Origin of the sequence: Mesorhizobium sp. M0293 (assembly GCF_040321735.1) — a bacterium.
GTDB lineage: Bacteria > Pseudomonadota > Alphaproteobacteria > Rhizobiales > Rhizobiaceae > Mesorhizobium.
On the sequence record NZ_JAMYSA010000004.1, the window covers coordinates 67,582 to 93,004 of the forward strand.

A 25,423-nucleotide genomic window follows, 5' to 3' on the forward strand; every position below is an offset into this window, starting at 1 on the left:
ATCTCTCTTGGGGTTCCGAAAGATTGACGGCAACCTGGCCAATGTGAAATATCCAGTTGGCGATGAAAGAGATGGTCCAGTCTTCAAGTGCCGGGTCTGCAGCGCGCTCGCACGCGATGGGTGCACGCCAGATATACGAAGCCCTTCGCGAGCAAATCCTCGGCGGCGTCTACGAAACCGGCAGTCAGTTGCCATCCTCCCGGGCCCTGGCAAATGACCTCGGCGTTTCGCGAACCACGGTGACGGTCGCCTATGAGCAACTGGCTGCGGAGGGTTTCATCGAAGTCCGTCAAGGCGCACGACCTCGCGTTGCGTCTTCGTTGATGGGCCATGGGACGGGGCGCACTCACGCGCAACGGGTCGGCCCGATCCACCTGTCCGCATATGGCGAGCGGCTGCGCGCGACGTCACCCTGGCCAGATTATCTGCCGACTGGGCTGAAGGTCGAGTTCCGCTATGGCGACCTCGCGCCGTCGGATTTCCCTTCATTGGTCTGGAAACGCGCGATGAACGAGGCGATGGGGCAGCGCCCGCTGCGTCTTGCCTATGACGATCCTCGCGGCTCGCGCCGGCTCCGCCAGGCGCTTCAGGGCTATCTCTGGCGCGCCCGGACCCTGAGCTGCGACCTCGACCAGATCATCATCGTCAGCGGTTCGCAGCAGGGCCTTGATCTGTGCGCGCGCCTGCTTCTCGATCCCGCCGACCGCTTCGTCATCGAGGATCCGTGCTACAGGATGGCGCGTCAGGTCTTTGCCAGTACGGGTGCCTCACCCATCCCGGTCATCGTCGACGAAGACGGGATGAGGACCGAGTTGCTGGCGGGGATCGGAGCACGACTGGCTTATGTGACGCCATCGCATCAGTTTCCCCTGGGCGGCGTCATGCCGATCGCGCGCCGCCATCAGCTTCTGGAATGGGCGCGGCACAACAACGCCTATGTGATCGAGGACGACTACGACAGCGAATATCGCTACGACATCAATCCGGTCCCTCCGCTGCACAGTCTCGAGGACCACGGGGCTGTCATTTATCTCGGCACGATCTCCAAGACGCTCTCGCCGATGCTGCGCATCGGCTACCTCGTCCTCCCGCCCGAATTGCAGGAGGTCTTCGCAACCGCCAAACAATTCGCAGACCGGCATTCGCCGGTCGCTGAACAGGAAGCGCTGGCATCGTTGATCGAGAGCGGCGGCTACGAAAGCCATGTGCGCCGTGTGCGCAGGCTGAACGGCGAGCGTCGGGAAACGTTGTTGGGTGCCTTGCAGCACAGCTTCGGGGATCGCATCACTGTCCAGGGAGCTGATGCGGGACTGCACGTCGCCGTTTGGTTCAATGACCTGCCACGATCGCGGGAAACGGCCTTGGTCGAATCCGCCCGCGACGCTGGCCTGGGGCTACACTTGATCTCGCCGCTCTACGAACGGCCATCGGACGAAGGCCGCACCGATCGCGTCGGACTTGTCATGGGCTATGCCGCCTTGAGCATTCGGCAGATCGGGAAGGGCGTTGAGGTCCTGCGAGAGGTTGTCAAGCAGGTGCAAGACGCGATGCCGGCGCGGAACAACTGAGACGGGGCGACGCCGAAAGCTGGCGCTGAAAACGGTCCGAGGGCCCCCCGTATTTCTTTCCAAACAGCCAACTGGACCGGGAAAATGCCATGCAACTGGCGCTGTTGATCAGGCCAGTTATGCAGCAGGTTTCCACGAGACGAATTTCCGAGAGCGATGATGACCTGGCGAGGAAAGCTGCTTCACGTCCATATCGCGCCTGCCGCCTCCTATGAAATGGAGGAGCTGGCGCAGGCGCAGCTTATTGCCGGCCAAGGCATTGTCGGAGACCGCTACTACCTGGGGACGGGGACCTATTCCGCGCGTCCTGACGTTCGCGAAGTGACGCTGATCGAAGCTGAAGTCTTGGACGCCATCGCGCAGGGCGAACCCAGAATTCCGGGCTTCAAGGCCAAGCTCGCACCCGAAGATCACCGGCGCAATCTGACGACACGAGGCGTTCCGCTTAGCCATCTTGTCGGCAAACGCTTCCGGGTCGGGGAAACGATTCTCAGGGCCGCCCGGATGAATGTGCCGTGCAAGTATATCGAGGAGTTGCTCGGGCTTCCGGGTCTCTACGAGGGGCTTCTGAACCGCTCCGGCCTGAACTGCACAATCGAGGTCGGGGGCGTGATCCGCCCCGGTGATCTGATCTTGCCCATCGACGAGTGAAACGCCATGGCCTCGCCGCGCATCATCATGAAGCTGACCGTGACCGCCGCCCGCAAGGAGCCGGGCGACGTGCTGGTCATCGACCTGAAACACCCACGCAAACCTGTGCTGCCGGCGTTCGAAGCGGGTTCTCACGTCGACGTCCATCTGCCTGAAGGGAAGGTGCGTCAGTATTCACTTTGCGGCGACCCGACCGAGCTTGGCCGCTACACCATCGCGGTGAAGCGCGAGAATGACGGCCGTGGCGGCTCGGCGTGGATCCACGAAACCATTGCCGTCGGCTCCACACTGCCTGTCTCCGCGCCACGCAACCATTTTGCGCTCAAGCCAGGCGAGGGGCCGACTTTGCTGCTGGCAGGGGGAATCGGGATCACCCCGATTCTGGCCATGGCGCGCGCGCTCACCCGGCAGGCCAAGCCCGTCGAGTTGCACTATTTCACCCGCGGCCGGGCGCTCACGCCACTCTTGGACGTGATCGAGGACGATCTTCCTGGCGGCAATGTTCGGTTCCATTTCGACGACGAGCCGGCGACCCGCCAGGACATCGCCGCGCTGCTGGCGAACCGTTCGGACGACGCGCAGACATACTACTGCGGACCGCCTGGCTTCATGGCGGTTGTGGGGCGCGCGGCTCAACACTGGCCCGAGGGCACTGTTCATTTCGAAACTTTCCAGCCTCCCGAGTTTGATGGCGCGCCACCGGAACCATTCGTCATAGAACTGGCTGAGGGCAGGGTGGTTGAGGTTTCGGCTGAGACCACGGCACTGGCCGCCTTGCGTGCGGCCGGTGTGCCGTTGATGGCCTCGTGTGAGAACGGGGTGTGCGGGACCTGCGAATGCGCAATGCTGGCGGGACAGCCGATCCATCGGGATGCCGTCCTGTCCAAGGAGGCACGCGGCCACCGCTTCATCCCCTGCGTGTCGCGCGCGACAGGTGTGTTGAAACTCGATCTTTGACCATTTGGGCGGGGGTCCTGTGAGACCGGCAGCTGATTTGCGGGAAACTGAATGACGAGGAAACTGGAATATCTGAACGAGATCGAGCGCTGCGTCTCCTGGCTCGCAGCCTGGACGATCCACCACGCCAACCACGTCCGCGAGGGCGATGAGATCAAGGTCGGGGGGCATCAGGCCTCGTCCGCGTCGCTGAGTACCATCATGACCGCGCTCTACGGTTCGGTCCTGCGCCCGCAGGATCGGGTGGCGGTCAAACCCCATGCGGCGCCGATCTTCCATGCACTTCAGTATCTGGCGGGCAACCAGACCCACGAAAAGCTCATGAACTTCCGCGGCTACAAGGGCGCGCAGAGCTACCCTTCGCGGACGAAGGATGTCGACGATGTCGACTTCTCGACCGGGTCGGTGGGTCTCGGCGTTGCTCAGACGCTGTTCTCGTCGCTGGTGCAGGACTACGTCTCGGGTCACGGCTGGATGAAGGAGCGTGCCGAGGGCCGAATGGTCAGCCTGATCGGCGACGCCGAGATGGATGAGGGCAACATCTACGAGGCCCTGATCGAAGGCTGGAAGCACGGGCTCAGGAACTGCTGGTGGGTGGTCGACTACAATCGCCAGTCGCTCGACGCCGTGATCCGGGAGGGCCTCTGGCAGCGTTTCGAGCAGATTTTTCGCAACTTCGGCTGGGACGTGATGGTCCTGCGCCACGGCGCTCTGCAAGAGGCTGCCTTTGCCGAGCCGGGGGGCGAGAAGCTGCTCGAGTGGATAGAGCGCTGTCCGAACCAGCTCTATTCGGCGCTGACCTTCCAAGGGGGTGCTGCCTGGCGCAAGCGGCTGCTCGACGAGATCGGAGACCAAGGGCCGGTCACCACTCTGATCGAACGCCGCTCCGACGACGAGTTGCAGGCGTTGATGACGAACCTTGGCGGGCATGACATGCCGAGCCTCCTCGAAGCCTTCGAGGCGGCGTCCAGGCATGACCGTCCCGTCTGCTTCATCTGTTACACCATCAAGGGCTACGGTCTGCCGCTTGCCGGACACAAGGACAACCACGCGGGGCAGATGACGCCCACGCAGATGGAAGACTACCGCCTGCAAATGGGCGTAAAGCGGGGTGAGGAGTGGGACAAATGGGCGGCCGCCACCTTGCCGGAAGCGGAACTTGACGCCTTCTTCGCAAAGGCGCCGTTCTTCAGTGAGGGGCGTAGGAGGCTGTCTGCGCCGTCGGTGCCGGTGCCTGAAACCCTTCCGTCACCGGGGCAGCCCGGCAAGCCGCTCTCGACCCAGATGGGGTTCGGCCAGATCCTGAACGACATCGCACGCGAGCGCAGTCTGCTTGCCGACCGCATTGTCACCACCTCGCCCGATGTGACGGTCTCGACCAATCTCGGTGGCTGGGTCAACCGGCGCGGCCTTTTCGCCCGGGAGACCATGGCGGACACCTTCAAGGCCGAACGCATTCCGTCGACCTTTACCTGGGAATTTGGGCCGAAGGGGCAGCACCTCGAGCTCGGGATCGCCGAGTCGAACCTGATGATCATGCTCGGGGCGCTCGGTCTCTCGCACTCGATCAATGGCGTGCGCCTGCTGCCGATCGGGACAGTCTATGATCCCTTCATCTACCGATCGGCCGACCAGCTAAACTACGCCTGCTATCAGGATGCGCGCTTCATGCTGGTCGCAACGCCCTCGGGCGTGACGCTAGCGCCCGAGGGCGGAGCACACCAGTCGATCGGCACCCCATTGATCGGCATGGCGCAGGATGGGCTTTGCGCCTTCGAACCGGCCTTCGTCGACGAACTGTCCGTGATCATGCGCTTTGCCTTCGATTACATGCAACGTAATGGCGAGGGGGATCCGGATGAGACGACGTGGCTGCGTGATCAGACCGGAGGATCGGTCTATCTTCGCCTGTCAACCCGGCCGCTCGAGCAGCCGCTGCGCGACATGAACCCGGCGCTCGCGCGGGACATCGTCAATGGCGCCTATTGGCTGCGTCCGCCTGGGCCCAACGCGAGTGTCGTCATTGCTTATCAAGGCGTCGTCGCGCCGGAGGCGATTGCCGCGACGGGTCTTCTGGCGGAGGACCGGCGCGATGTCGGGCTGCTCGCGATCACCTCCGCGGACCGGCTTAATGCGGGCTGGCAGGCGGCGGAACGTGCCCGGCAGCGTGGCGCGATTGGCGCCCTGAGTCATATCGAGCGGCTGCTCGCGCCGCTATCGCGTGACTGCGGCATCGTCACCGTGATCGACGGCCACCCGGCGACGCTCGCGTGGCTCGGTGGGGTTAACGGGCATCGCGTGAAGGCGCTCGGGGTCGAGCAGTTCGGCCAGACGGGGACTATTGCGGACCTATACCGTCACCACGGCCTGGACACCAACGCCATCGTACATGCGGCGCAGGCGGTCAGTGCGGGACCGGCTGTTCGCTACCGGAAGGCGCTGCCTTGACCATGAGCTACCGGATGCTCCGTGGCTGGTACGGATCGGCTGTTTCCACGGGCGTTCCGGTTCGCTTCAAAGCGGACAGGGCCAGGGACACTGTGGACGTTCTGATCGCGCTTGAGTAGCTTGTGCGACCCCCAGGGTCACCTGGAATACGCAGGGAGGCGGCTTTTATTTAGCCTTGCGTCCAATTACGAATTCGATCCAATCCAGTCCGGAGCAAAAGCTCCGCGTCCTCCCGATTTTCGGCTTCGACGTAGCACCGCATTTCCGGGGCATTTCCGGATGGACGCAAATGCAAGACACGCTTATCCGCGAGAGTGATACGAAGTCCGTCAACATCGCTAACCTTGCTTACCACCCCAATCGACCCGACGAAGGCGGCGATGTTAGTTTCCGCTGTACGAAGGTATGTCATGAGGCGAGTGCTGCTTTCGACGGAAAAATTTTCCAAGCGATCCGCCGCCGCTGCCGGCAATTGAAAGGAACTGCCAATCTCCGACAGTGGCTGCCCACTTGTACTAACAAGGGAAAGTGCCGCAAGGATGGGGAGAAAACTGTCGCGTGTAGGTAGCGCTGGCAGTTTAGTTCCGTTCGGGTCAAAGTCCGTGCCGGTCAACAAACCACCGTTTGCTTCGAAACCAACCACGCGCTCGTGACCCGACGCAACCAAATCGAGCATGGCAGCGATAACAAATGGCGATCCAACCTTGGTACGCACGACTTTAAAAGAACCTGCGGTCTCGATACCAGAGTTTGATGTGACCGGCGTGACGACTGCCTTCGCTTGCAGGAAGTTCGCCGTAATCAGGCCTAACAAATCACCGCGAAGGGGGTCTCCGTGGTCGTCAGCTACCAGTGGGCGGTCACCATCGCCATCTGCCGAGACGACCGCATCAAGCCGATGCTCTTTGGCCCAGAGCTTGAACTGTTGAGCAGTCTCGTCAGAGACCGCTTCAGTGTCGACAGGAATGAAACCTTCCGAACGTCCCAGGGTTACGACCGTCGCACAGTGATATGAGAGAATGTCAACCAAGAGATCGCGCGCGACTGTGCTGTGCTGATATACGCCCACCGTTAAGCCCTTTAGAGCATTAATCTCCATAAGCTTTCGATTGCGCGCCATGAAAAAGGCCTTGCATTCGGCCTCCCGGTGCTGCCGACGTGCAACAGCACCTTCAAGGACGTATCCGCGCTTCTCCAACTGCAAGGCGATGCGCGTTATCTCCCGCTCATCACCCTTGTCGATCTCACCGTCGGGTCGATAGAATTTTATTCCATTACGGTCGGCCGGAATGTGCGAGCCTGTGATCATCAAACAACCACTCTTACGCGCCTGAGCATACAGTGCCAGGGCAGGGGTGGGGACTGCGCCGCAATCGACTACGATGAAGCCGAGCGCGGACAGTGCCGCCGCACAGACGGCGGCGATGGCCGGACTCGAGGCGCGAAAGTCGCGCCCTATGAGTATCTCGTCGCCAATTCTGGCCAGGCCGGATTCCAGCAGGAATGTCGCGAATGCCGTTGCATATAGGGCAGAGGCGGCTCCTGCCAATTCTGTCGCCAGGCCCCGTAATCCACTTGTTCCGAATTTCATACCAAATCCGACGTTGCTAACCGGGTTTTGAAGGTAACATGCTCAAACTTTGGCTCGTCCGGAATGCCCATCGACAGATCCCTCGGACGAGAACAAGAAGTACATTCGGTTACCGTAGACGCGTTCGGTTATCGACGGTTACCCTTGTGAGGATTGACGCAGTCGGCGTCGGCGTGGGCAGCGCACCGTGACCTTCACGGCGACGAGGTTGGAGCGGATGGGGTCCGGGTCCGGCAGGGCTCCTCGCGGCTGGCTCACATGAGCGCTATCGCCATCGAGTGATTGTCTCAGTCTACATTAGCTCTGGGTCCCGAAAGCGCGTACAGGCCTGAGACGCAGCAAATCCTCTTATCTATCGCCGTTCGGTGTAGCTCCCGTTCAGAAATGCATGATAGACACTCTCGATGCCTTCCATGAGAGTGATCTTTGCTGCCCATCCCAAAGTGCGCAGCTTGTCGACGCTCATCAGCTTTCGCGGTGTACCGTCAGGTCTAGAGTGATCATGCGCGATCTCCCCGGTAAATCCGACTACACGGCAGATCATTCTAGTCAGCTCTAGGATCGTGATGTCCTGTCCGCAGCCGAGATTGACGTGATCATGGTCAGAGTAGTTCTTCAGAAGGAAGACTAATGCGTCGGCGCAGTCGTCGACGTGCATGAATTCCCGACGTGGTGTGCCCGTGCCCCAGATGGTGATTTGCTTATCACTTATGAGCTTAGCTTCATGCGCTTTCCGGATCAGCGCTGGGATGACGTGGCTTGACTGCAAGTCATAATTGTCGCCTGGCCCGTAGAGATTCGTCGGCATAGCGGAGATGTAGTCGCGGCCATATTGCTGGCGATAGGCTTGAGCCATTTTGATGCCGGTGATCTTGGCGACGGCGTAGCATTCGTTGGTGCGCTCTAGTGGCCCGGTCAAAAGCGCGCTTTCAGGAATGGGCTGTGGTGCCATCTTCGGATAGATGCAAGACGAGCCGAGGAAGAGGACGCGGTCGACATTGTTTTCGTGGGCTGCCGCGAAGATATTGGCCTCGATCATCAGATTGTCGTAAAGAAAGTCGACCGGATAGGTGGCGTTCGCGAGAATACCACCTACCTTTGCCGCCGCCATAATGATAGCGTCCGGTTTCATCACTGCCACGAAGTTTTCAACCTCGGTCTGTCGCTTGAGGTCTAGCTCTCCCCGAGGGGCGGCCACAACTTTGCAGTCTTCAGACGCGAGTCGGCGTACAACAGCGCTGCCCACCATACCTTTGTGGCCAGCGACCCACACGGTTTTTCCGTTCAGATCATACATTACGCTTCCTTCATGACTACAGATGTCTGCATGACCTTCAGGTCTTCGCGTACCATTTCCGCAGCAAGCTCGCGCACGGATGTCTCATGCACCCAGCCGAGCTTCTCCTTCGCCTTGGTAGCGTCACCCAGGAGAAGATCGACTTCCGTGGGGCGGAAGTAGCGTGGGTCCACTTGGACTAGGCATCTGCCGCTCGCTACATCATAGCCCTTTTCGCCGACACCCTTGCCACGCCATTCGATCTCGACGCCGATATCTTCGAAAGCCCACTCGACGAATTGGCGGACAGGAGTCGTTTTGCCCGTAGCCAGCACGTAATCATCCGGTTGATCCTGCTGCATCATCATCCACATACCTCGCACGTACTCACGCGCATGGCCCCAATCGCGTTGAGCATCGAGATTGCCGAGATAAAGCTTGTCCTGCTTGCCCAGGTAGATAGCAGCGGCAGCGCGGCTGATCTTGCGCGTCACAAAAGTTTCGCCACGAAGGGGGCTTTCGTGATTAAAAAGAATGCCGTTGGAAGCGTGCATACCATAGCCCTCGCGATAATTGACGACCATCCAGTAGGCGTAGAGCTTGGCGGCGGCGTAAGGGCTGCGCGGATAAAAGGGCGTCGTTTCGTTCTGCGGTACGGACTGCACGAGGCCGTATAGCTCCGAAGTCGAGGCTTGATAGAAGCGGGTCTTGTCCGTCAGACCGAGGAGGCGAATCGCCTCAAGAAGTCGCAATGTACCGATACCGTCCGCGTTTGCTGTGTACTCAGGTGTTTCGAACGACACCTGCACATGGCTCTGAGCAGCCAAGTTGTAAATTTCGTCTGGCTGAGATTCCTGAACCACGCGGATGAGGTTAGTCGAATCAGTGAGGTCACCGTAATGCAAGATCAGGCGCGGATCGGATTCGTGCGGGTCTTGGTAGAGGTCTTCGATACGACCTGTGTTGAAGGAAGAGGAACGTCGCTTAATCCCATGAACGATGTAGCCTTTTTTGAGAAGAAGACGGGCAAGATAGGCACCATCCTGTCCAGTTATGCCCGTAATAAGAGCAACTTTCCTGCTATCGCCCATTCTATTCCTGCTCTATTAAAGTTTAAAGTTTCGGCTCCGGCTCGCCACGCCGACACAATGTGCGGCCAGCCCCGTGCGCTATGGAGCACTTCGACAGATGCGGCGCGAAGCTCGTCAATTGACAGTCCGCCAGCCGAGCACACCTCTTGCTTGGAGTCACAGCAAAATAGAGTTGCGCCGCTAACCGTCGGCTTCGTACATGCGGTCTGAGTGCCGCTCAGCTCACGCCGTGAGCGACATGTACTCCCAGCACCTTGCAGCTGATTTGCTCATCCATCAGCGAGTGAGGACGCCTTTCTTTCTTGCTTCAGCGTCTTCTAATGGGAATTGTTTGGATCAGTGAAATCGATTGTTTGGATAAAGTGCATCCACAGAATGGATGGTCGGACCGAGCAGCGGGGGCGCCTCGCCGGCCCGGAGTCGTAGGCGCGAGCTTCCGTTCGGGGCGAGGACAAAGTTCGTGGCCGCGAGCCCTCACCACAGCATCCGGCACAGGTCGTGCAGAACTTTGGGAGCAGACTGCAGATTCTGTCGATCAGCTGGTTCCAGGCGCGTCGAGCTGTCGACCTCATCTCGCCCGGTACGGTTGCTGTATGCAGCCTTGCACCCTTGGCGTATGGCGTCGACGGAACGATTTGCTCCGGCAGGCAGTGTCGCAGCGTTCCCCGGCTGTTTCGGCTCTATTGGCCGGGCCCGCGTCAGCCGAGCCCTTTCATCATGGCATCCAACGCATGGATGGCCGGCATCCATTCAATAGATTTTACATATGCCGCGGAGGCCCAGTAGAGAAGGCTGAACCGGAAGCGAGGGCATCGGCTTCAAGCTGTGCGAGCGTCACGGGATTAGTGGGCAGTGCTGAGTGAGCTCTTCTGCCCTATGGCCCGGCCTCTGCCAAGCGCCCGGCGTCAGGGTCTACCTGTCGACTAAGGATTCCAAACCGGATGCAACCTCCTCTCTGAACGAGATTTCCGAAAATGCATGTTAGTGGAGTGGAAAAGCGCCGGTTCGTCGTCTCTCGGAGGCGTACGGGGTTCGGTGATTGTCTGTGGTCGTTGGCGGCCGCTTGGCGCTACGCGCAGCGGTCGGGACGAACTCTAGTCATCGACTGGCGGGGGGCCTGCTACCTCGACCAACCCTTCACAAATGCGTTTCCGGTGTTCTTCCAGCCGATCAATGACATCGCTGGCGTGCCGGCTATTTCCGACGACCGGATCAACGACGTTTCCTTCCCTGGTCCATTCTTCCCGGAGTGGTGGAACAGGCCGGCGATCGAGTGCCTTTACCGGCCAGATGAGCAGATTTTCCAAGAGCGCGATGAGTTGGGCGAGCTCTTTCAGGCCGAACACGATGTCGAAGCGAACACAGTAGTGTGTGACGCTTGTCTGATGTGGCGGTGCGATGAGGATGCAGAGCGGCAGGTGTTCCAGAGTGTCCAGCCTCGGCCAGAAATTCAAGCCCGCATAGATGCCATTTATCAGGAATGTTTTGAGGGGCACAGCATCATCGGGATTCATGTTCGGCACGGTAACGGTGAAGACATCATGGAGCATGCGCCCTACTGGGCCGATCCGGAGCTCGCCGTTCGGCAAGTGTGCGCTGCAATTGACAAGGCTAAGGCGTTACCGCACCCCAGGCCTGTGCGGCTGTTCTTATGCACGGACAGCGCGCGGATACTGGATCTTCTGTCGGCCAGGTTTCCCGATCTGCTCACTGTCCCGAAGCACTTCGGATCCAATCAAGGTGGCCCCTTACACACTGCAGCACTCGGGATTGACGGCGGAATTTCCGCCCTCGTTGAGATGTATCTTCTCGGGCGCTGCGATACCGTAATTCGGTTTCCCCCGACGAGCGCCTTTACACGATATGCACGTCTATTCGCACCACGGGTAATTGAATTCGATCTGAAGGAGCCAAGTCGTTTGACTTTGATAGAAGACAGCCAAGTCTCTGATCTCAGTTAAGACCCGCCACCTGCGCAATTCGGCAGAGGCAACCAACAGGCATAGTTGAATGCGCATTTCTCACCGACGCCAGTGGAGGCGTCGTACATTACCGATAGCGTCGTCATCTGACGCCGCCTGCAACGTACCAGAACTTCGCTGTTACGCGGGGCCGCAGACAAGCCAGAGCGACGGCGATCGTGACGCTGACGCTCGAAACAACGCGGGCGATCACTCCAGAGACGAGATTGAGGTTGGTTATGAAAGTCATTCCCGTGATCATCAGCGGCGGAGCCGGATCGCGGCTATGGCCCGCCTCAAGGCAATCGCACCCCAAACCTTTCCTCAAAGTAGCGGATGGATATTCTCTCATTCAGCACACTGTGCTGCGCGTCGCTTCGATAGAAGGTGTCGTGGAACTCGTCGCTGTGACATCCGCGGAACACCTCTTCCTGACCAAGGACGAATTTGACGAACTGGATTCCGTGGTCCTGCCACGCACCTTTCTGCTCGAGCCCGAACCTCGGGATACGGCCGCCGCCGTGGCTGCAGCCGCGATCCATGCGAGGGCAACGCAAGGCCCTGACGCGATCCTGTGCGTCTTCCCGGCCGATCACCTGATTGGCAACCTGCCTGCGTTTCTAGACGTCATGGGCCTGGCCATGGAACATGCGAAGCTCGGGCGGATCGCCACATTGGGCATCACCCCAACCAGACCGGACACAGCATTCGGCTACATCGAAGCAGATGGTGAGAACGTCGTCCGTTTCGTTGAAAAACCGGATCTGGATACAGCCAAAGCCTATGTCGCGTCTCAACGCTTCTTCTGGAACGCCGGCATCTTCTGCTTCAGTGCGCAAACCATGCTCGACGAGATGGTTTTGCATTGTCCCGAGGTGCTCCAGGCCGTCGCCGACAGCTACGAGAACGGCCGCGCCAGTCAATGCCAAGGCTTTGCCAAAATCGAACTCGCGCCTGAGCATTTCGGTTCCGCGCCGCGAATCTCGCTCGACCACGCTGTCATGGAGAAGACTAACAGACTTGCCGTGATTCCCTGCGACATGGATTGGAACGACATCGGATCCTGGAACGCAATGGCCGATTTGATCGCCCCCGACGAAAGCGGGAACAGGATACGCGGCGATGTGCACATGGTCGACACGACCGGCACCTATGTGAGCTCCGACAAGCGCGTCATCGGCACGGTGGGCGTAAGCGATCTGGTGATCGTGGATTCCCCGGACGCTTTGCTTGTCACATCCCGCGACCGCGTTCAGGACGTTAAGAAGCTCTTCGAGGGCCTCAAGGCTTCGGGACATGAAGCTCATCTGGTCCATAGCACGGTACACCGGCCCTGGGGTTCCTATACGGTTCTGGAGGAAGGCGAGCGCTTCAAGATCAAACGCATCGAGGTGAAGCCCGGTCGCCAGTTGAGCCTGCAGATGCACTATCATCGCTCGGAGCACTGGGTCGTGGTCAGCGGCTCCGCCAAGATCGTCAATGGCGAGCAGGAGTTGTTCCTGAGGACAAACGAATCTACTTACATCCCCTGCGGCCATAAGCATCGGCTCGAGAACCCAGGCAGAATTGACCTGGTGATCATTGAAGTGCAGAGCGGCGATTATCTCGCCGAGGATGATATCGTTCGCTTCGACGACGAATATGGTCGAACGTAGATAACAGTACAAAAAACGTTAAACGGCGAGCCGTCGCTCAAGGATCTCTGTCGTGGGTTCTGGGCCTCACATTGACAAGCAGCGGGCCGAGCGTGTCACAGTATCCGCCCCGCACTCTCATCAGGCACTCGATCGTGGTCGAAAACATCGGTGAGCGCTTGACAGCGCGCCGTCCGCGGTAACGAAGACTTCAGATCTTTTTAGGCGGACCCGTTGCTCAGCTGTTCAACGGCACAGCCGTATTTCAGCCTGTAGGCGGAAATGAAATCCTCATCGCTGCAGATGCAGCGGCCGCTGGAATCTTTGGCTTTCGGATCATGGAGGTGAGAACCAAGGGGGCGCAGTAGAATCACGCGAGTGCTGGTTGTCGGACTATCGGAAAACCCGCACTATGCTTGACCAGCTCTGCGGCAAGCATGATCCCGGCAAGCACTGATTGAAAGGCCATCGGAACCACGGTTCGAACGAGACGACTTCCATCGCTAAGCTGGAACACCAGACCGCCGCAGATAGCCTGCTGATAAAAGGAACGGAGGGGCTGGCCAACAAACGCGGCGAGCGGCTCAGACGGCACAGCCATCGCCGTAGCCACCCGAGCTACGAACTCATTGGGGACTCCGGTATTGGTCTGCAGGAGCGTTTTTACCTCATCGTGTGCTTCCGGCATTCCGAGTTCCTCCGCGACCGGTTGGTGTTCGTCCTTGGATTTCCCGGTCGGCATTTACATGCAGCAAAGGCAAGCCTGGCCGTCATCGAAACCATGCCGCGAGATGCCTAGATCTTGCTAATATGTTGCGCGCCGGGGCGACTGGGTATTCGACCGAGTGGGTGTGGCGCTTGACACCGCCGCCGACCGTCTAGCTAGCTGTCCAAGGTGCTCTGCCCCGATGGATCGCGAACGCTTGGACTCAAAAGTGGTGGAACGTCTGGGAGTTGCCTCCCGAATTCAGTATATCCTTTGGAGATAAACGGGGCGCTTAGTCAAGTGACAACACTATTATCCTGGGTTTCGGTCGATTCGAGAGGGCCGAGCAGCATTTACATTGTGGGAGATAGCCGGATCACATGGGGCTCAGAATCTCACCGGTGGGACAGCGGCCGCAAGGTATTTGCGTCCCGGTCGGCGGAAGTGTTCGGCTATTGCGGCGACGTTCTGTACCCAACCTTAGTGCTCGGTCAACTCGGAGATTTAGCCGGGCAAAGCCTGCTTTGGGACCAACAGGCAACCGCTGAAATGCGGCACGACAAGATTGTTGAGTATCTGAAACGGTCATTTGAACGGCGGCATAATGCTCCAGATTACGACTTCATCATCTTGCACGGTGCACGAGATGGTGAGGGGCTAAGAGGGTCGTTTTACCTTTGGAAAACCAGTTATCAAGCTGGGCGGCGGACCTGGACGGACCAGAAGATCGAAGTTGGCGTTCCATTGAAAAGCGCCGTGTTGGTTAAACTTGGAAGCGGCGACCACGCGCTGGATCGCGAAATCAACGCTTGGAACGCGAGCCCACAGGGCGGCACCGCCCGGTCGATTTTTTCATCGTTTTGTGACGCGTTGGAGAAGAAAAGCGATCCACTTTCTGGCGGCGTGCCGCAGATCGTGTCGCTTAATCGGCGCGGCGGTGGCAGGGTGATTGGGTTCATTGCCGACGGCGCGCACTACGTCTATGGCCTTCCAATCCAACCGCTTCCGGAGTTGAGCAAGATAGAGTGGGTAGACTCTCTCTTTCAAAGGATGTCTCCGGAAACAATGACACTGCTGCCGAACGCCCAACGACACGCCCGTGTTGAGAAGGGAGAGAAAGACGGTTTAGCTAAATTTATCGGCAAATCGTTTGGCAAGACGGGCTCTTAGCTGCTCCAATATTGCCCTTAGCGTCATACCTGTGGATGCACGGCCACTGGCATTCAAAATAGGCGCCCTTGCAGCGCCTGCGCCCCGGCTCAGCTTGCCGATAGACCATTCTAGGCGGAAGTAGGAGATGCATCTGGCAACCCTGCGTTGCCCACCTCTTTCACGACGGGCCACGGCCGACCTGAGGAGATATCCGGATGGCGGGGACCAGCATCAATCCCACCTTCCTCATCACGCTCGGCGTCAATCTGCACCAGATAGTCGGCAGCGAATTTGGCCGTTTCGGGATCAGAAGACTGGGTCAGACCGTACAGTCCTTTACGGAGTTCGGACAGATCGCGTGGGATGAGAGAGTAAGACGACGAACCGTTGCCAGTCGGCTGGTGGAAATACAGAATCTTGGAGCGCGTATTCCAGCCAAATTGACCGATGACATGGCGTCCGGTCTTGTCTTGTGCAAGCTTCAGGACGGTGGCGTGATCTGCTCCAGCGAGAAGGATGCCCGCGAGCAGCGCCTTCTGTCGCTCATCATTTACCGCGTCATATCGCGCCGGTAAGTTCTCCCGCGCCTCTGGCGAGAGCGTCAGAAACAATTCGTCGGGGTAGTCAAAGCGTGTACCGCGCTCGATCGGTCCATTGCCGTATTTCCCGGCCGCCATTTCCAGTAGGAAGTCCAGCGTTGCCTGCCCCGGATTCTTGAGCGCAAGAAACAGCTCGTATTGGTCAGTCAACTTCGGGTAGCGGTATACGAGCCCACGCAAAAGTTCCATCCGAAGACCTTCTTCCAGATGTCGCACACTGTTCAACAGATCCCGGATACGCCATTCGCCGAACTGGAATTTTGCGGCCATCGCATCGAGTCCGTCAAACAACGCGAACGGCTGATCCGAGACCGGTAGCAGTTCCAGCCAGTCAAACAATGTGTATAGGTCATTGTCCTGTATCCATTTACGATCGCCGTGCTCGGCCATCGCATCCGACAGCCCCTTCATGATGATGCCAGCGGGCACGACAAGACCGCCGACCGTCATGCGTTGCGCAAGTTCTAGCCGCAGCCGGTGTGGTAACTCGGCCTGCAGGAAGTCGATCAGGAATGCCGTGCGGTTGCCATGCGGAAGCAGCACGGCGCAGCCGGCAAATCGCGCCGCACGTCCAAGTTCTTTCATGGATCCGGCCTTACCCCAGGTCTCTGCGACCTTGAAAAGCAGATCCGCTGTGTCGCAGCTCTGGGTGCGGTCCCTTGACCGATTTGCGACGGCACGGGCGAAGTCGGGCCATTGGCTGAACTTGCGATCTTTGTCGTCAGGCGCTGGTTCGTTTCGCTGCTGCCAGATGACTTGGAGCCCGACAGCCGCTTCCGGACCGAAGTCCGCGTCGAGAAGATAACGCTTCAGCACCGCTTCGGCCTCGTCGTTGCCGATAGTTGTCAGCATGATGCGGTACTCGTGAACGTGAGACCATCGCATTTCGTTCAAGGCATTCTCGTTGGACCTGTTGACCGCATACGCCGCCCTTGCCGCGGCAAGACCCGCGAGGTCTGCTTCGACCATCCTGTTCAATATGGGTACCTGACAAGCATCAGGAACGCGGCGCATCGCCCACGTGAGTTGGGCCATGTGATGCCGTGAAGCTGACTTGCCGAGGAGCTGCTGCCCCCATCCTTCTATAAGTTTGACGGCAGCTGGTCTGCTGGCAGGGGGCATCTGCAAGTGTTCGATATCCCCTCCGCGACCGTGCCGGCTGAGAACATCGGCGAGGTCGTTGATTTCATCTGAAGTTAGCCCTTCTGCGAACTCCTGCAAGACGTCGATCAGCACGCTTGCGCGCGTGCTTTCCAGCTTGTCTGCAAGCTTGTGGGAGGGTCCGTAGGCAGCCTCTGTCCGCTCGCCGTCCGCTCGCAACTTGCGTCTGGTATCAAGGTAGCGAACGGTCAATTCCCGAACGGTACGCTCCCCGGCTAGAAAACACGCCACGCTTGCTCGATCGCTCTTGTCGTCCTGCAACGTCAGCGTGGCTACAGGGTCGTCGTCGGTGGGCTCGGCGCCTTCCAAATACTGCAGCGGCTGATAGGGTAGGTCGAGACCATTCTCCACTCGCCACCTGAGCGCCACGGCGACGTGGCGCGGAAAGCGGTTCCAGGCTTCGTGCGTGATGTGATGTCCGCGGTCCTTGAACGAGAATGCGAGATCTTTCAGTTCGCGCTCAACCGTCACCGCTGCTTCTTCGTCCGAAAGGGAGTCGAGGGCCCTCGCCAAACGGACCTCTGGCGATGCATCGGCTGTAACTAGGGCTTTTCGCCTTTCCAAGAGGTCAGCCAGTAGTTCTGGATCCCGAACCCCGTCGAATTGGTTCTTTCGTGCGACTGCTTGCGCCAACTCGTCACCAGAGGCTCGCAGAAGCTCCTCCATTTGCCGCGTGGCGACACGGAAAGAGAGGCCTTCAAAGATGCGAAGCCGGATTTCCAGATTGTGTTCATTCAGCGCCAATGCGAGGACCGCATCGAGGGCGTCCCGATCGCCATGAAACGCCAATTCGGTGGCTAATGTCTCGCGTGCCTGATCAGGCAGTCCCGCGAAGTCCCGCGCGAGACGATCTCCGAGGACGAACGGATTGAAGCGACGCACGATCCTCATCGCGCTCATCTGCTTCTGACCGTTGTCGCCGGAAACGAAAGGCCACACGATATCCGCAAACTCGGGCCTTTTAGTCTCGATCATGAAACCGACCGCGCGGTCTAACCGGCCTTGCGTATGCCAGGCACGCCCGAACCTTACGACCCTGTCTCCAATGATCTGCCAAACAGTCGGCCCCGATCGCGCGACAACATGCGCGGCGAAGATTGGGTCGATACCCAGCAACAAATCCACAACCTTCGCAACAACCTTGGCACCCGCCTCGTCTTTCCGCGACATTCGCTCGCATGCAAAAAGGACCACCTCGGTCCAGCTGCGGTCGTTGAGCGCAACTGTCGTAAGCGGATGCTCTAGGCTGAGGTCATCCCCTGCCATTACGAGCCCCGCCTCCAGGTCAAGGGATGCAAACCACTCCTGTAGCGCGTGGTGCTGTAACGAGTAGAGCTGGCTGTCATGCCTGATCAGCAAATGACTGCCCACAAGGACGTCGAGGACGGCATCGCGATCGTGAATTGTCGGCGTACCCGACAGTTGGGCGGTCGCCGCGATGGTCGTGAGGTAGGTATGCTGGGCGCGTTCGGCAGTATCGAGCGCAAGCGAAAACCTCCTGTCTGACGGGCAGATTTCCACCGCACCAAACCCGCCTCATGCAGTTCCCGGTGAAATAGCTCCTTGTTGGCGGGAATGGCCTCGTGGGCTTCGACCATGCGGCGAAGTTACTTCTTCCTTCGTCTCGGGTAGCTTTCCCGAGGTGGTCGCTTCCATCAAGGCGTGCAGATATAGAGGTATCGTTACGAGGTCGCGCAGACCGACGGTACGCCAAGCGGCATCGAGCACGCTGACGCCGTCCTGCCCCCTCATGCCCTTCGCGACTTCGCGTTGCTGCTCGTCCGACAGGGGGAGGACAGAGATACGGCGCCCTGCAAGCGGGACGTCCACGGCGGTCCGGCGACTGCTCATAACCACGTTCAGCAGCGGGAACAGTGTTTCAAGTTCTTCTATCTCCTTGATGAGACGGCGGCGTGCTGTGTCGGGGACTTCGTTCCAGCCGTCCAGGATCAGGGCGAGCTCGCCATGGTCTGCCAAGAACTTGAGGTGCGCACTGGAGAGCGCCTCGTAAACTCTCCGTCGGGATGCCCAGTCAAAGAGGTCTCTACCGGATTCGGCCCATGCGCCAAGAGGCACGAACACTGGCACGGGACCTGCCTCGATCATCTTGCGGGCGATCTGGATGAGGGTCGTGGTCTTGCCGGTGCCGGGGGCCGACAGCAGGACGATATGCTGCGCCGTAGCGAGAACCTGAGCGAAGTGGCCTTGGTCTAGGTTGCGGACGTCTTGAACATCCTCGACGTCCTCCACCCCGAGTTCAAGTTCCACGGAATGCCTTGGCCAGCTCCGTCGCCGCTCATAGGTTTCAATATCCGCCAGCGACGCCGCGCGTACCTGCGCCTTTACAGTCGCAAGATCGGCATCGTGCGGCAGACCGAGCCGTGAAATGTATGGCGCCAACTGCTGGATAAGTTCGTCCGAGAGTTGGGCGATGATCGCTGGACCCTTGCCACTGGCAAGTTGCTGGAACGCGCGCTCTTCGGCCTCCTGCTTCCACTTCTCCAGTTTCTCGACCGTGAACTCCTTGGCGTTGTGGTCAATGAGGTGGGCATGGTCGGCGCAGAGCCAGATTCCGTTATCCGCACTCGCGCGTTCGGTCGGGTTCTGACTGGAATCGTAGCGGGGCCCTCCGGGTGACGCGGCTTTGATGTGGGCGGCCACGCCTATGTTGTTCGCACCTTCTTCGCCTTTGCGTGGCCCGACGGTCAGCCGCTGGCACTTTGGGTTGGAACACAGGTAGCCGACACGCTGGGCGAGCTGGATCTTGACGATGGGCTTGAAGTCGTCGCGCCGGCGTGCTGCGGCGGCAGGCCTGATGCCGTCTATCGGCGAAGCGGTCTCGGGCGTCATAGGCGTGTGGGGCATGTGACGAGGATACTGGAAAAAGCGGTCGCCGCGAAATGCTCGGTATAATAAGGCGCCTGCATAGGCGCGGGGAGGGAAGGTTGCTCAGCGGCCGACCTCTGAGAGCAGTTCACAAGGAATGGGGTTACCTCGCGTGGTGATCCTTCAAGGGGTTTCAGTGGCATACTTGGATTGCTTTTCGATCTTCAACGACGTGCAGTCCCGCAGAGCTGCCACGGCTACAACAACTGTGATGGTCGCCTCGACGGGCTATTCCAAGAGGTTGTTGCATTCGGGTTAGCCGGCCAAGGGACCAAAACGCTTTCGGCCACCAATAAGTCAGCTCCGCGTCGTGGGCGACGCACTTGAGTGGCCAAACGGCAGCTATTCGCTGGCTTCTTTCGATAGCGGACCGTCGGCAGTCGGCCCCAAAGCTGCCAGGCGGGAACGCGCCCAATCTGAGACGTTCAGACAAAACTTGCTTTCTCCCAGAAGCGGATGTTCGCGGGCCCTGTCCACGAACGTCAGCCAACGCGTCTTAAGGTCGGACGTTCAAAGCTCGTAATGTCGATCATATTAGCTGCTGCTGCCTTGTATTAGCGCGCGATATCGGATGCGCGGCGCGCAGATTGTATACCCAGTCAATTGTTTCGACTGGCCTACTGCGCTCTTCGGCATGGGCTAAGCCGAATTGCCGAGGCGGATCGCGGGAAAGGAGCTGTCGTCGCCTCACTCTCATGAGGAATTTCAGATCGTTCTTATCGAAAAAATCTTTGCTCTCAATCGCCCCGGGTCGCGTCCGCAACCAATTCCTATTTCTTGCTGTGATGGAAAAGGAAAGTTGAACTGGCCACCTTTCTCAACGTTGCGTCCTTGCGCGTCAACTTCGGTGTCGTCGCGCGTCCACGGCATGAGATATCCAGTGCCTGAGATTATCCCGGATGTATTCATAAACGGCTACGCTGTCGGTAAACGGGGGGTCATAGGTCTGGGCGTCCATGGCAGTGCCTTCAATCAAAAGCGCATCGAAGGGGCTCGCCCCCTTTTCTGAGGACCGCCCGTCCCGGTCCTTGAGATTGTGAACGTCGATCGCGAGGATGCCGAGGCCGTTGCGCCATGCCCTTTCTATCTCGTACCTCACCCACTTTCGGTCAGCGGTCTGGGCACCGACCAACACGATCAGACACTCTTTCCCACGCATGTTGTCGTCAACCCAGGCAGTGATGGCCTTGTCGCCACGCCTGAGAACCTTGTCCCAGGCCTCCCGATCCAGTATCGGCTGCGTTTCTATTCGACCCATGTTTCGGATCTGCTGAACCCGCCACATGTCATGCACGGCGTCGAAGCTGATGTAGCACTTCCGACCGGGACGGGGCCCAGGCTCCAGTTGCGCTGGCCTAAGCATCTTTACGATTTTTCTCGCAGCGGAATCGAAGTCGAGGCTAACGGCGACATACTGCATGTGGCGCAGAAGGTCGGGTATTGCCGAGGTGGGCGTGCCATCCAGCAAGACCGGCACGATGAATCTAGAGTGCCCGTCGGTCGCGGCTTGCCGTTGGAAAGCGCGAATCTCGAATTCCTGCCAACGACGCTCGCGCGTGCCGTCCCCTACCAATACTAGCATGTGGTCCGACGCCTCAATGGCGGATCGCAGCGCCGCCTCAGACGGCTCTCCGGCTTGAAGCTCATAACGGTCCATGAAGACCGAAAGCCCCCGCTTCGAAAGCGCCTCCCGCATTTCTTCGGCCGCGAACGTGTTAACATGGTCGTAGCTCAGGAACACGTCTGACCTAGAACGCCTACTGCCGGCAGCGATGCGCCTCGCTGCGGCTACGTAATCGTCGCGGCTCTCCAGCATAAGGCTCGTCTGGCCCAGCCTGTGAGCGAACAACGCGGCAAGGGTCTCAAGGCTGTAGTTGATGCCGAGGGGGTCCGCGGTCTCGTCCTCGACGACGGACAGCCGTTCCCCAAAGGTCCAATACGGCACGTAAGGGATGGTGGTGGCTTGGATAAGCCGAGCGGTCGAGTCCGTGGGTCCGGCCCAACCCCGATAGAACTCAGCAAGCTCGGTCGCAAACCGGTCCCGCCACGCCATCGAGATCCGATGCTCGAACTGGGTTTCGAAGCGCGCAGGTATCGGAAGGAGCAGGAGCCGCGAACGGTCCAGGGCGAGACCGTTGCGGGCTTTGGCCGCACGCCGTGCGACCTCGATCGAGCCCTCGAGGCTCTGCTCATTTGCGGTGAACAGAAATGCGAGCACGTCGGGGAGTTGCGCAGCAATAATGCCAGAAAAGTCTGTGACGCCCGTGCGAGCGTCAATCAGGACGTAGTCGAACTCATCCCGCAACTCGCCGAACATCCGCTCCAACGCGCCCCCGAGACCCGAGCGGTAAAGGCTCTTCCAATTCAGACGGCGCAGGCGCTGGGAATATGTCCGATCGGCTTGGCCCGCTTTCATCAGCGAGATTCCCCCAAGCGACGGGGAGCTTAAGCGGTGGACGTGGTCACGCCAAGCAAGCGGTGCCCCGGGGTGTCTTCTGTAGCGGGCAACGAGCTCAACCAGACCGGGCCCCTCGCCAAGCCAGTCGCGCGTCTGGTCGTCCTGTGCCACAGAGCCGAAGAAGTGCGAGAGGCCTGGTGCCTCAAGGTCGAAGTCAATACAGAGAACCCGGAAGCCCCACCGGGACAGCAGCACGCCGACATTAGCGAGGGCGAAAGATCTGCCGACGCCGCCCTTATATGAGTAGAACGTTACGACGCTACCAGCCAAGGTCAAAGCTCCAGTAACGCAACGGGGGGTGATGCCTCAACCGGGGGCTCTACTATTGGCCAATCCGCCTGCCAAGGCGGGACCGTCTGGAGATGCGTCTCGATATCCGCCGCAATGGCCATCATCGCGTCGTGAAAAGCGAGGTAGGCGGCCGAGTCTCTAAAGCCGGGATAGGGGTAGGTGAACGCTGTCAGGTCGCGCCTGAACTGGGTCTGCTTTGCCTTCTGCGCGAAGTGATTCCCATCGGAGTAAACCACGGGGTAGACAAGTCCGCGCGGTGGCCGCCCGCCGGCTAGAAAGGCCTCGCGCGCAAGCATGCTTTCCCATTCGGACATGCACCAGTGTGAGCGGAAAAACGGCGGGGTCCAGATGGCAACCAGCAGACGGCTGCGGAGCAAGGCCTGCTTTAGCACGTCGGACCAGATGACGCCGGTCTCAATTCCGTTGTCGATGAACACCCGTGGTTGCTGAGGGAGCACTGAGTCTAAGCATTCCCGCAGTACAGGAGCGAAGTGATTGCTAACCCATGTTCCAACCTGACCGTGGCGGGGATAGCTGATGAAGACGTCCCACTCGTAAGCCAAGTCAGCGCGCTCCCTATATAGCACCTTCGGGCGACTCAACTTATCAGCCGACCGAAGCCATGAGCAAGCCGACAACTCGCCAAGCAGGCTTGTGGACATCCGCGTGTTAGCCATCCAGGGGCACGGACTTCGCTCCAGGGACTTGCAAATTGACTTGTGACCCGGTCCGCCAGCCATGGCTCCCTGCCTGTCGGGATTTGCTTATCAGGGCTTGAAGGCAGGCCTTTGATCAGCCAGAGCGCGCGCCGGAGCCATCGCAACGTGCAATAACAACCATCGGTTAAAATGTTCCGGACGAAATGATTTCGGTTGTCGTATCGGCAGATTTCTGGCTTACTCTTTGATTTGCGAGGGTGAATTCATGGCAAGGAAATGCTTCTACAGTTTCTACTACGACGAAGACAATTGGCGGGTTAGCACGGTCAAGAACATCGGCGCAATTGAGGGGCAGGCGCTGGTGTCCGCCAATGAGTTTGAGGAAATCAAGCGCAAGGGCGACAAGGCCGTGGCGGATTGGATAGCCGGGAACATGGTCGGTCGGAGCACCGTCATTGTCCTCATCGGCGCCAACACAGCGTCGCGGAAGTGGGTAAGGCACGAAATTAAGTATGCGTTCGATAATGGCAAGGCGCTAGTGGGCATCCACGTTCATCGTCTGCTGGATAGAAATGGCGATGCAAGTGCAAAAGGCGCCAATCCATTCAGCACATTTACGGTCGGTGCCGACGAAAAGCCCTTGACCAATTGGGCCAAAACCTACGATCCAGGCGGGATAGACAGTAAGGGTGTGTATGATACGATCAAAAACAACATTGAATCCTGGGTAGAGGAAGCTATTCGTCTAAGGGCTTAGGTAGCAGGCTGTGACGGAAAGGCTGGCGAACGAGATTTCGTTCGCCAAATGCGGCGGGTAGTCGCCCTCAATTTACTCGATCGCTGCACCTGTTCCGGTTGTTGGAACGGGCAACACCTGGGTGTTTGGGTTATGCCTTCTAGCCGGAAGAAGATCGCTCTGGCACTGTCCAAGCGGAAGGCGTATTGCACGATGCCCAGTTCTGCCAGCGCTTGGTTTCCACGTGGCGCACACCATGTGCGAGGTGCGTTTAAGAAGCGGTTTTTCACGTGAAGCTTGGTGCCAGAGCGAGCACAAAACGTAGAATTTCTTGGGATACATGCAGAATGCACGGCAGCGTGTCACGCCTGCTCACCACGAGTGGCCGCAAGGACTTTGGACTCGGGAGCCGAACGGCTAAAAATGGGTCGGCTGTAGAACGGCAGCTATCTGCGTGACTGCCGCCAACAACCGACAGCCCAGTTTCGGCCCCAGGGCTGCCAGGCAGCAATGGCCCAATCCCGGACCTTTAACAATCGGCTAGAGCAGAATCTGATCACTCAGGCTCGTATCCTGCGGCGCAGAAGTAGTTTGAGCACTCCTCGGCGGTGAAGCGTGGCAAGGCGTCGCGGATTGCGTCCCAAAGCTCGGGGATGTTGCGTGCGGCGGCTTTCCTGAGGATCGACTTCAGCTTGGAGAAGGCATTCTCGATCGGGTTAAAGTCGGGGCTGTAAGGCGGGAAGAGCATTCGCGCGCCGGCCGCTTCGATCGCTTGGCGGGCGGCGGCGACTTTGTGAGCGCGCAGGTTGTCGAGGATGACGATGTCACCAACTCGAAGCGTAGGCGCCAATACATGCTCGGCATAAGCGGCGAACCATTCACCCGTCATCGGTCCGTCGAGGACCATCGGCGCAGTCATGCCCGTCAGGCGCAATGCGCCTGTAAAAGTAGTCGTTTTCCAGTGCCCGTGCGGGATCGGAGATCGGCACCGCATGCCCCGCTTTGCCCGTCCACGCAGGCGAGCCATCTTCGTCGATGCGCCGGTCTCGTCGATAAAGACCAACCGTTCGGGATCGAGATCAGGCTGGGCCTTGAACCAGGCGCGTCGCCGCGCGAGCACGTCGGGCCGATCCTGCTCGCTGGCGTGCGCTGTTTTTTTTGAAGGTCATCGAGTGACGGTCGAGAAAGCGCCAGATCGTGCTCGGCGCGAACACGACCGCATGCTCCGCCCTGAGAAATTCAGCCAACTCGACCAGTGTGATGTCGTCCTGACCTTCGATCACCGCTAGGATCGTATCCCGGTAGGCTTCGATCCGCTGGGAGCGCTTGTCTCCGCCTTGGGGCTTTGCCCGCGTCGCGCCGCTCTCTCGCCATTCGCGGACCCAGCGGACCGCGCTTGCCGCGGCAACACCGAAACGATCCGCCGCAGCCCGCCGCGACGGGCCACTCTCAACCGCTGCGATCACTCGCGAACGCAAATCCTCCGATATGGCTCTAACCATGCCTGCTGGCCTCCATACCCAGCCGACATGATGAATCAGATATTCTCCCCGATGGGAATCCCTCGCGATTCCATCAGGTCAGATTATGCTCTAGCT

At 59.2% G+C, this 25,423-nt stretch carries 17 protein-coding genes; 8 read left to right on the top strand and 9 right to left on the bottom strand.

The annotated features are described in order from the left end of the window. Window positions 1-62 precede the first annotated feature (62 nt). The 4 genes from pdxR (at window position 63) to NKJ06_RS02985 (ending at window position 5,624) form a co-directional block, all read left to right on the top strand. Window positions 63-1,568 carry a MocR-like pyridoxine biosynthesis transcription factor PdxR gene (pdxR, locus tag NKJ06_RS02970; RefSeq protein WP_352553838.1) on the top strand — a complete coding sequence of 502 codons (1,506 nt, stop codon included), beginning with the start codon at window positions 63-65 and terminating at the stop codon, window positions 1,566-1,568. 159 nt (window positions 1,569-1,727) lie between these two features. Beyond that, window positions 1,728-2,219: an MOSC domain-containing protein gene (locus NKJ06_RS02975; RefSeq protein WP_023758446.1), complete on the top strand. Its 492-nt coding sequence runs from the start codon at window positions 1,728-1,730 to the stop codon at window positions 2,217-2,219. A gap of 6 nt (window positions 2,220-2,225) precedes the next feature. Next, window positions 2,226-3,176 carry a PDR/VanB family oxidoreductase gene (locus NKJ06_RS02980; protein ID WP_352809013.1) on the top strand — a complete coding sequence of 317 codons (951 nt, stop codon included), beginning with the start codon at window positions 2,226-2,228 and terminating at the stop codon, window positions 3,174-3,176. Window positions 3,177-3,227: 51 nt separating this feature from the next. Then, window positions 3,228-5,624, top strand: a complete 2,397-nt coding sequence (locus tag NKJ06_RS02985; RefSeq protein ID WP_352487295.1) for a transketolase — start codon at window positions 3,228-3,230, stop codon at window positions 5,622-5,624. Window positions 5,625-5,793: 169 nt separating this feature from the next. Here the strand turns inward: NKJ06_RS02985 and NKJ06_RS02990 are convergent, their stop codons facing one another. The 3 genes from NKJ06_RS02990 to gmd form a co-directional block, all read right to left on the bottom strand. After that, complete coding sequence (locus NKJ06_RS02990) at window positions 5,794-7,215, bottom strand: phosphomannomutase (protein WP_023766633.1); 1,422 nt, start codon at window positions 7,213-7,215, stop codon at window positions 5,794-5,796. A gap of 352 nt (window positions 7,216-7,567) precedes the next feature. Continuing rightward, on the bottom strand, window positions 7,568-8,512 hold the full coding sequence (gene fcl, locus NKJ06_RS02995) for a GDP-L-fucose synthase (RefSeq protein WP_023689384.1): 945 nt from the start codon (window positions 8,510-8,512) through the stop codon (window positions 7,568-7,570). After that, complete coding sequence (gene gmd, locus NKJ06_RS03000; RefSeq protein WP_352809016.1) at window positions 8,512-9,582, bottom strand: GDP-mannose 4,6-dehydratase; 1,071 nt, start codon at window positions 9,580-9,582, stop codon at window positions 8,512-8,514. The genes fcl and gmd overlap by 1 nt, the downstream gene beginning before the upstream one ends. 974 nt (window positions 9,583-10,556) lie before the next feature. Between gmd and NKJ06_RS03005 the strand changes: the two genes are divergently transcribed. Beyond that, the gene (locus NKJ06_RS03005; protein ID WP_352809019.1) at window positions 10,557-11,543 is read left to right on the top strand and encodes a nodulation protein NodZ; all 987 of its coding nucleotides are present in this window, start codon (window positions 10,557-10,559) and stop codon (window positions 11,541-11,543) included. A 239-nt stretch (window positions 11,544-11,782) separates the two neighbouring features. Further along, window positions 11,783-13,198 (top strand): mannose-1-phosphate guanylyltransferase/mannose-6-phosphate isomerase, encoded by a 1,416-nt coding sequence (locus NKJ06_RS03010; protein ID WP_352809083.1) that lies wholly within the window; start codon window positions 11,783-11,785, stop codon window positions 13,196-13,198. A gap of 349 nt (window positions 13,199-13,547) precedes the next feature. On the opposite strand, the gene NKJ06_RS03015 is transcribed toward NKJ06_RS03010, so the two are convergent. Further along, on the bottom strand, window positions 13,548-13,865 hold the full coding sequence (locus tag NKJ06_RS03015; protein WP_352809022.1) for a hypothetical protein: 318 nt from the start codon (window positions 13,863-13,865) through the stop codon (window positions 13,548-13,550). Between the two features lie 462 nt (window positions 13,866-14,327). Here NKJ06_RS03015 and NKJ06_RS03020 point away from each other — a divergent pair, with 462 nt between their 5' ends. Beyond that, window positions 14,328-15,053 (top strand): hypothetical protein, encoded by a 726-nt coding sequence (locus tag NKJ06_RS03020; RefSeq protein ID WP_352553803.1) that lies wholly within the window; start codon window positions 14,328-14,330, stop codon window positions 15,051-15,053. Between the two features lie 110 nt (window positions 15,054-15,163). Here the strand turns inward: NKJ06_RS03020 and NKJ06_RS03025 are convergent, their stop codons facing one another. From NKJ06_RS03025 to NKJ06_RS03040, 4 genes are all read right to left on the bottom strand, one after another. Further along, window positions 15,164-18,316: an NACHT domain-containing protein gene (locus NKJ06_RS03025; protein ID WP_352809025.1), complete on the bottom strand. Its 3,153-nt coding sequence runs from the start codon at window positions 18,314-18,316 to the stop codon at window positions 15,164-15,166. A 15-nt stretch (window positions 18,317-18,331) separates the two neighbouring features. Further along, window positions 18,332-19,645: an NACHT domain-containing protein gene (locus NKJ06_RS03030; protein ID WP_352809028.1), complete on the bottom strand. Its 1,314-nt coding sequence runs from the start codon at window positions 19,643-19,645 to the stop codon at window positions 18,332-18,334. Between the two features lie 874 nt (window positions 19,646-20,519). After that, on the bottom strand, window positions 20,520-22,409 hold the full coding sequence (locus NKJ06_RS03035; RefSeq protein ID WP_352809031.1) for a KGGVGR-motif variant AAA ATPase: 1,890 nt from the start codon (window positions 22,407-22,409) through the stop codon (window positions 20,520-20,522). 2 nt (window positions 22,410-22,411) lie between these two features. Then, window positions 22,412-23,170 (bottom strand): TIR domain-containing protein, encoded by a 759-nt coding sequence (locus NKJ06_RS03040; RefSeq protein ID WP_352809032.1) that lies wholly within the window; start codon window positions 23,168-23,170, stop codon window positions 22,412-22,414. 184 nt (window positions 23,171-23,354) lie between these two features. Between NKJ06_RS03040 and NKJ06_RS03045 the strand changes: the two genes are divergently transcribed. Then, complete coding sequence (locus tag NKJ06_RS03045; RefSeq protein WP_352809034.1) at window positions 23,355-23,846, top strand: TIR domain-containing protein; 492 nt, start codon at window positions 23,355-23,357, stop codon at window positions 23,844-23,846. Between the two features lie 535 nt (window positions 23,847-24,381). Here NKJ06_RS03045 and NKJ06_RS03050 read toward each other — a convergent pair. Then, a protein-coding gene (locus NKJ06_RS03050; protein ID WP_352809037.1) for an IS630 family transposase occupies window positions 24,382-25,327 on the bottom strand; the annotation gives its coding sequence in 2 pieces (ribosomal slippage) (window positions 24,382-24,985 and window positions 24,984-25,327; 948 coding nt in all). Window positions 25,328-25,423 lie beyond the last annotated feature (96 nt).

Excerpts from the sequence above, each read along its gene's own strand:
- NKJ06_RS03030 (WP_352809028.1), bottom strand. The coding sequence starts at position 19,645 with ATGACGCCCGAGACCGCTTCGCCGATAGACGGCATCAGGCCTGCCGCC.
- gmd (WP_352809016.1), bottom strand. The coding sequence starts at position 9,582 with ATGGGCGATAGCAGGAAAGTTGCTCTTATTACGGGCATAACTGGACAG.
- NKJ06_RS03010 (WP_352809083.1), top strand. The coding sequence starts at position 11,783 with ATGAAAGTCATTCCCGTGATCATCAGCGGCGGAGCCGGATCGCGGCTA.
- NKJ06_RS03045 (WP_352809034.1), top strand. The coding sequence starts at position 23,355 with ATGGCAAGGAAATGCTTCTACAGTTTCTACTACGACGAAGACAATTGG.
- NKJ06_RS02990 (WP_023766633.1), bottom strand. The coding sequence starts at position 7,215 with ATGAAATTCGGAACAAGTGGATTACGGGGCCTGGCGACAGAATTGGCA.
- NKJ06_RS03015 (WP_352809022.1), bottom strand. The coding sequence starts at position 13,865 with ATGCCGGAAGCACACGATGAGGTAAAAACGCTCCTGCAGACCAATACC.
- fcl (WP_023689384.1), bottom strand. The coding sequence starts at position 8,512 with ATGTATGATCTGAACGGAAAAACCGTGTGGGTCGCTGGCCACAAAGGT.
- NKJ06_RS03005 (WP_352809019.1), top strand. The coding sequence starts at position 10,557 with ATGCATGTTAGTGGAGTGGAAAAGCGCCGGTTCGTCGTCTCTCGGAGG.
- NKJ06_RS02985 (WP_352487295.1), top strand. The coding sequence starts at position 3,228 with ATGACGAGGAAACTGGAATATCTGAACGAGATCGAGCGCTGCGTCTCC.
- NKJ06_RS02980 (WP_352809013.1), top strand. The coding sequence starts at position 2,226 with ATGGCCTCGCCGCGCATCATCATGAAGCTGACCGTGACCGCCGCCCGC.
- NKJ06_RS02975 (WP_023758446.1), top strand. The coding sequence starts at position 1,728 with ATGACCTGGCGAGGAAAGCTGCTTCACGTCCATATCGCGCCTGCCGCC.
- pdxR (WP_352553838.1), top strand. The coding sequence starts at position 63 with ATGAAAGAGATGGTCCAGTCTTCAAGTGCCGGGTCTGCAGCGCGCTCG.
- NKJ06_RS03040 (WP_352809032.1), bottom strand. The coding sequence starts at position 23,170 with ATGGCTGGCGGACCGGGTCACAAGTCAATTTGCAAGTCCCTGGAGCGA.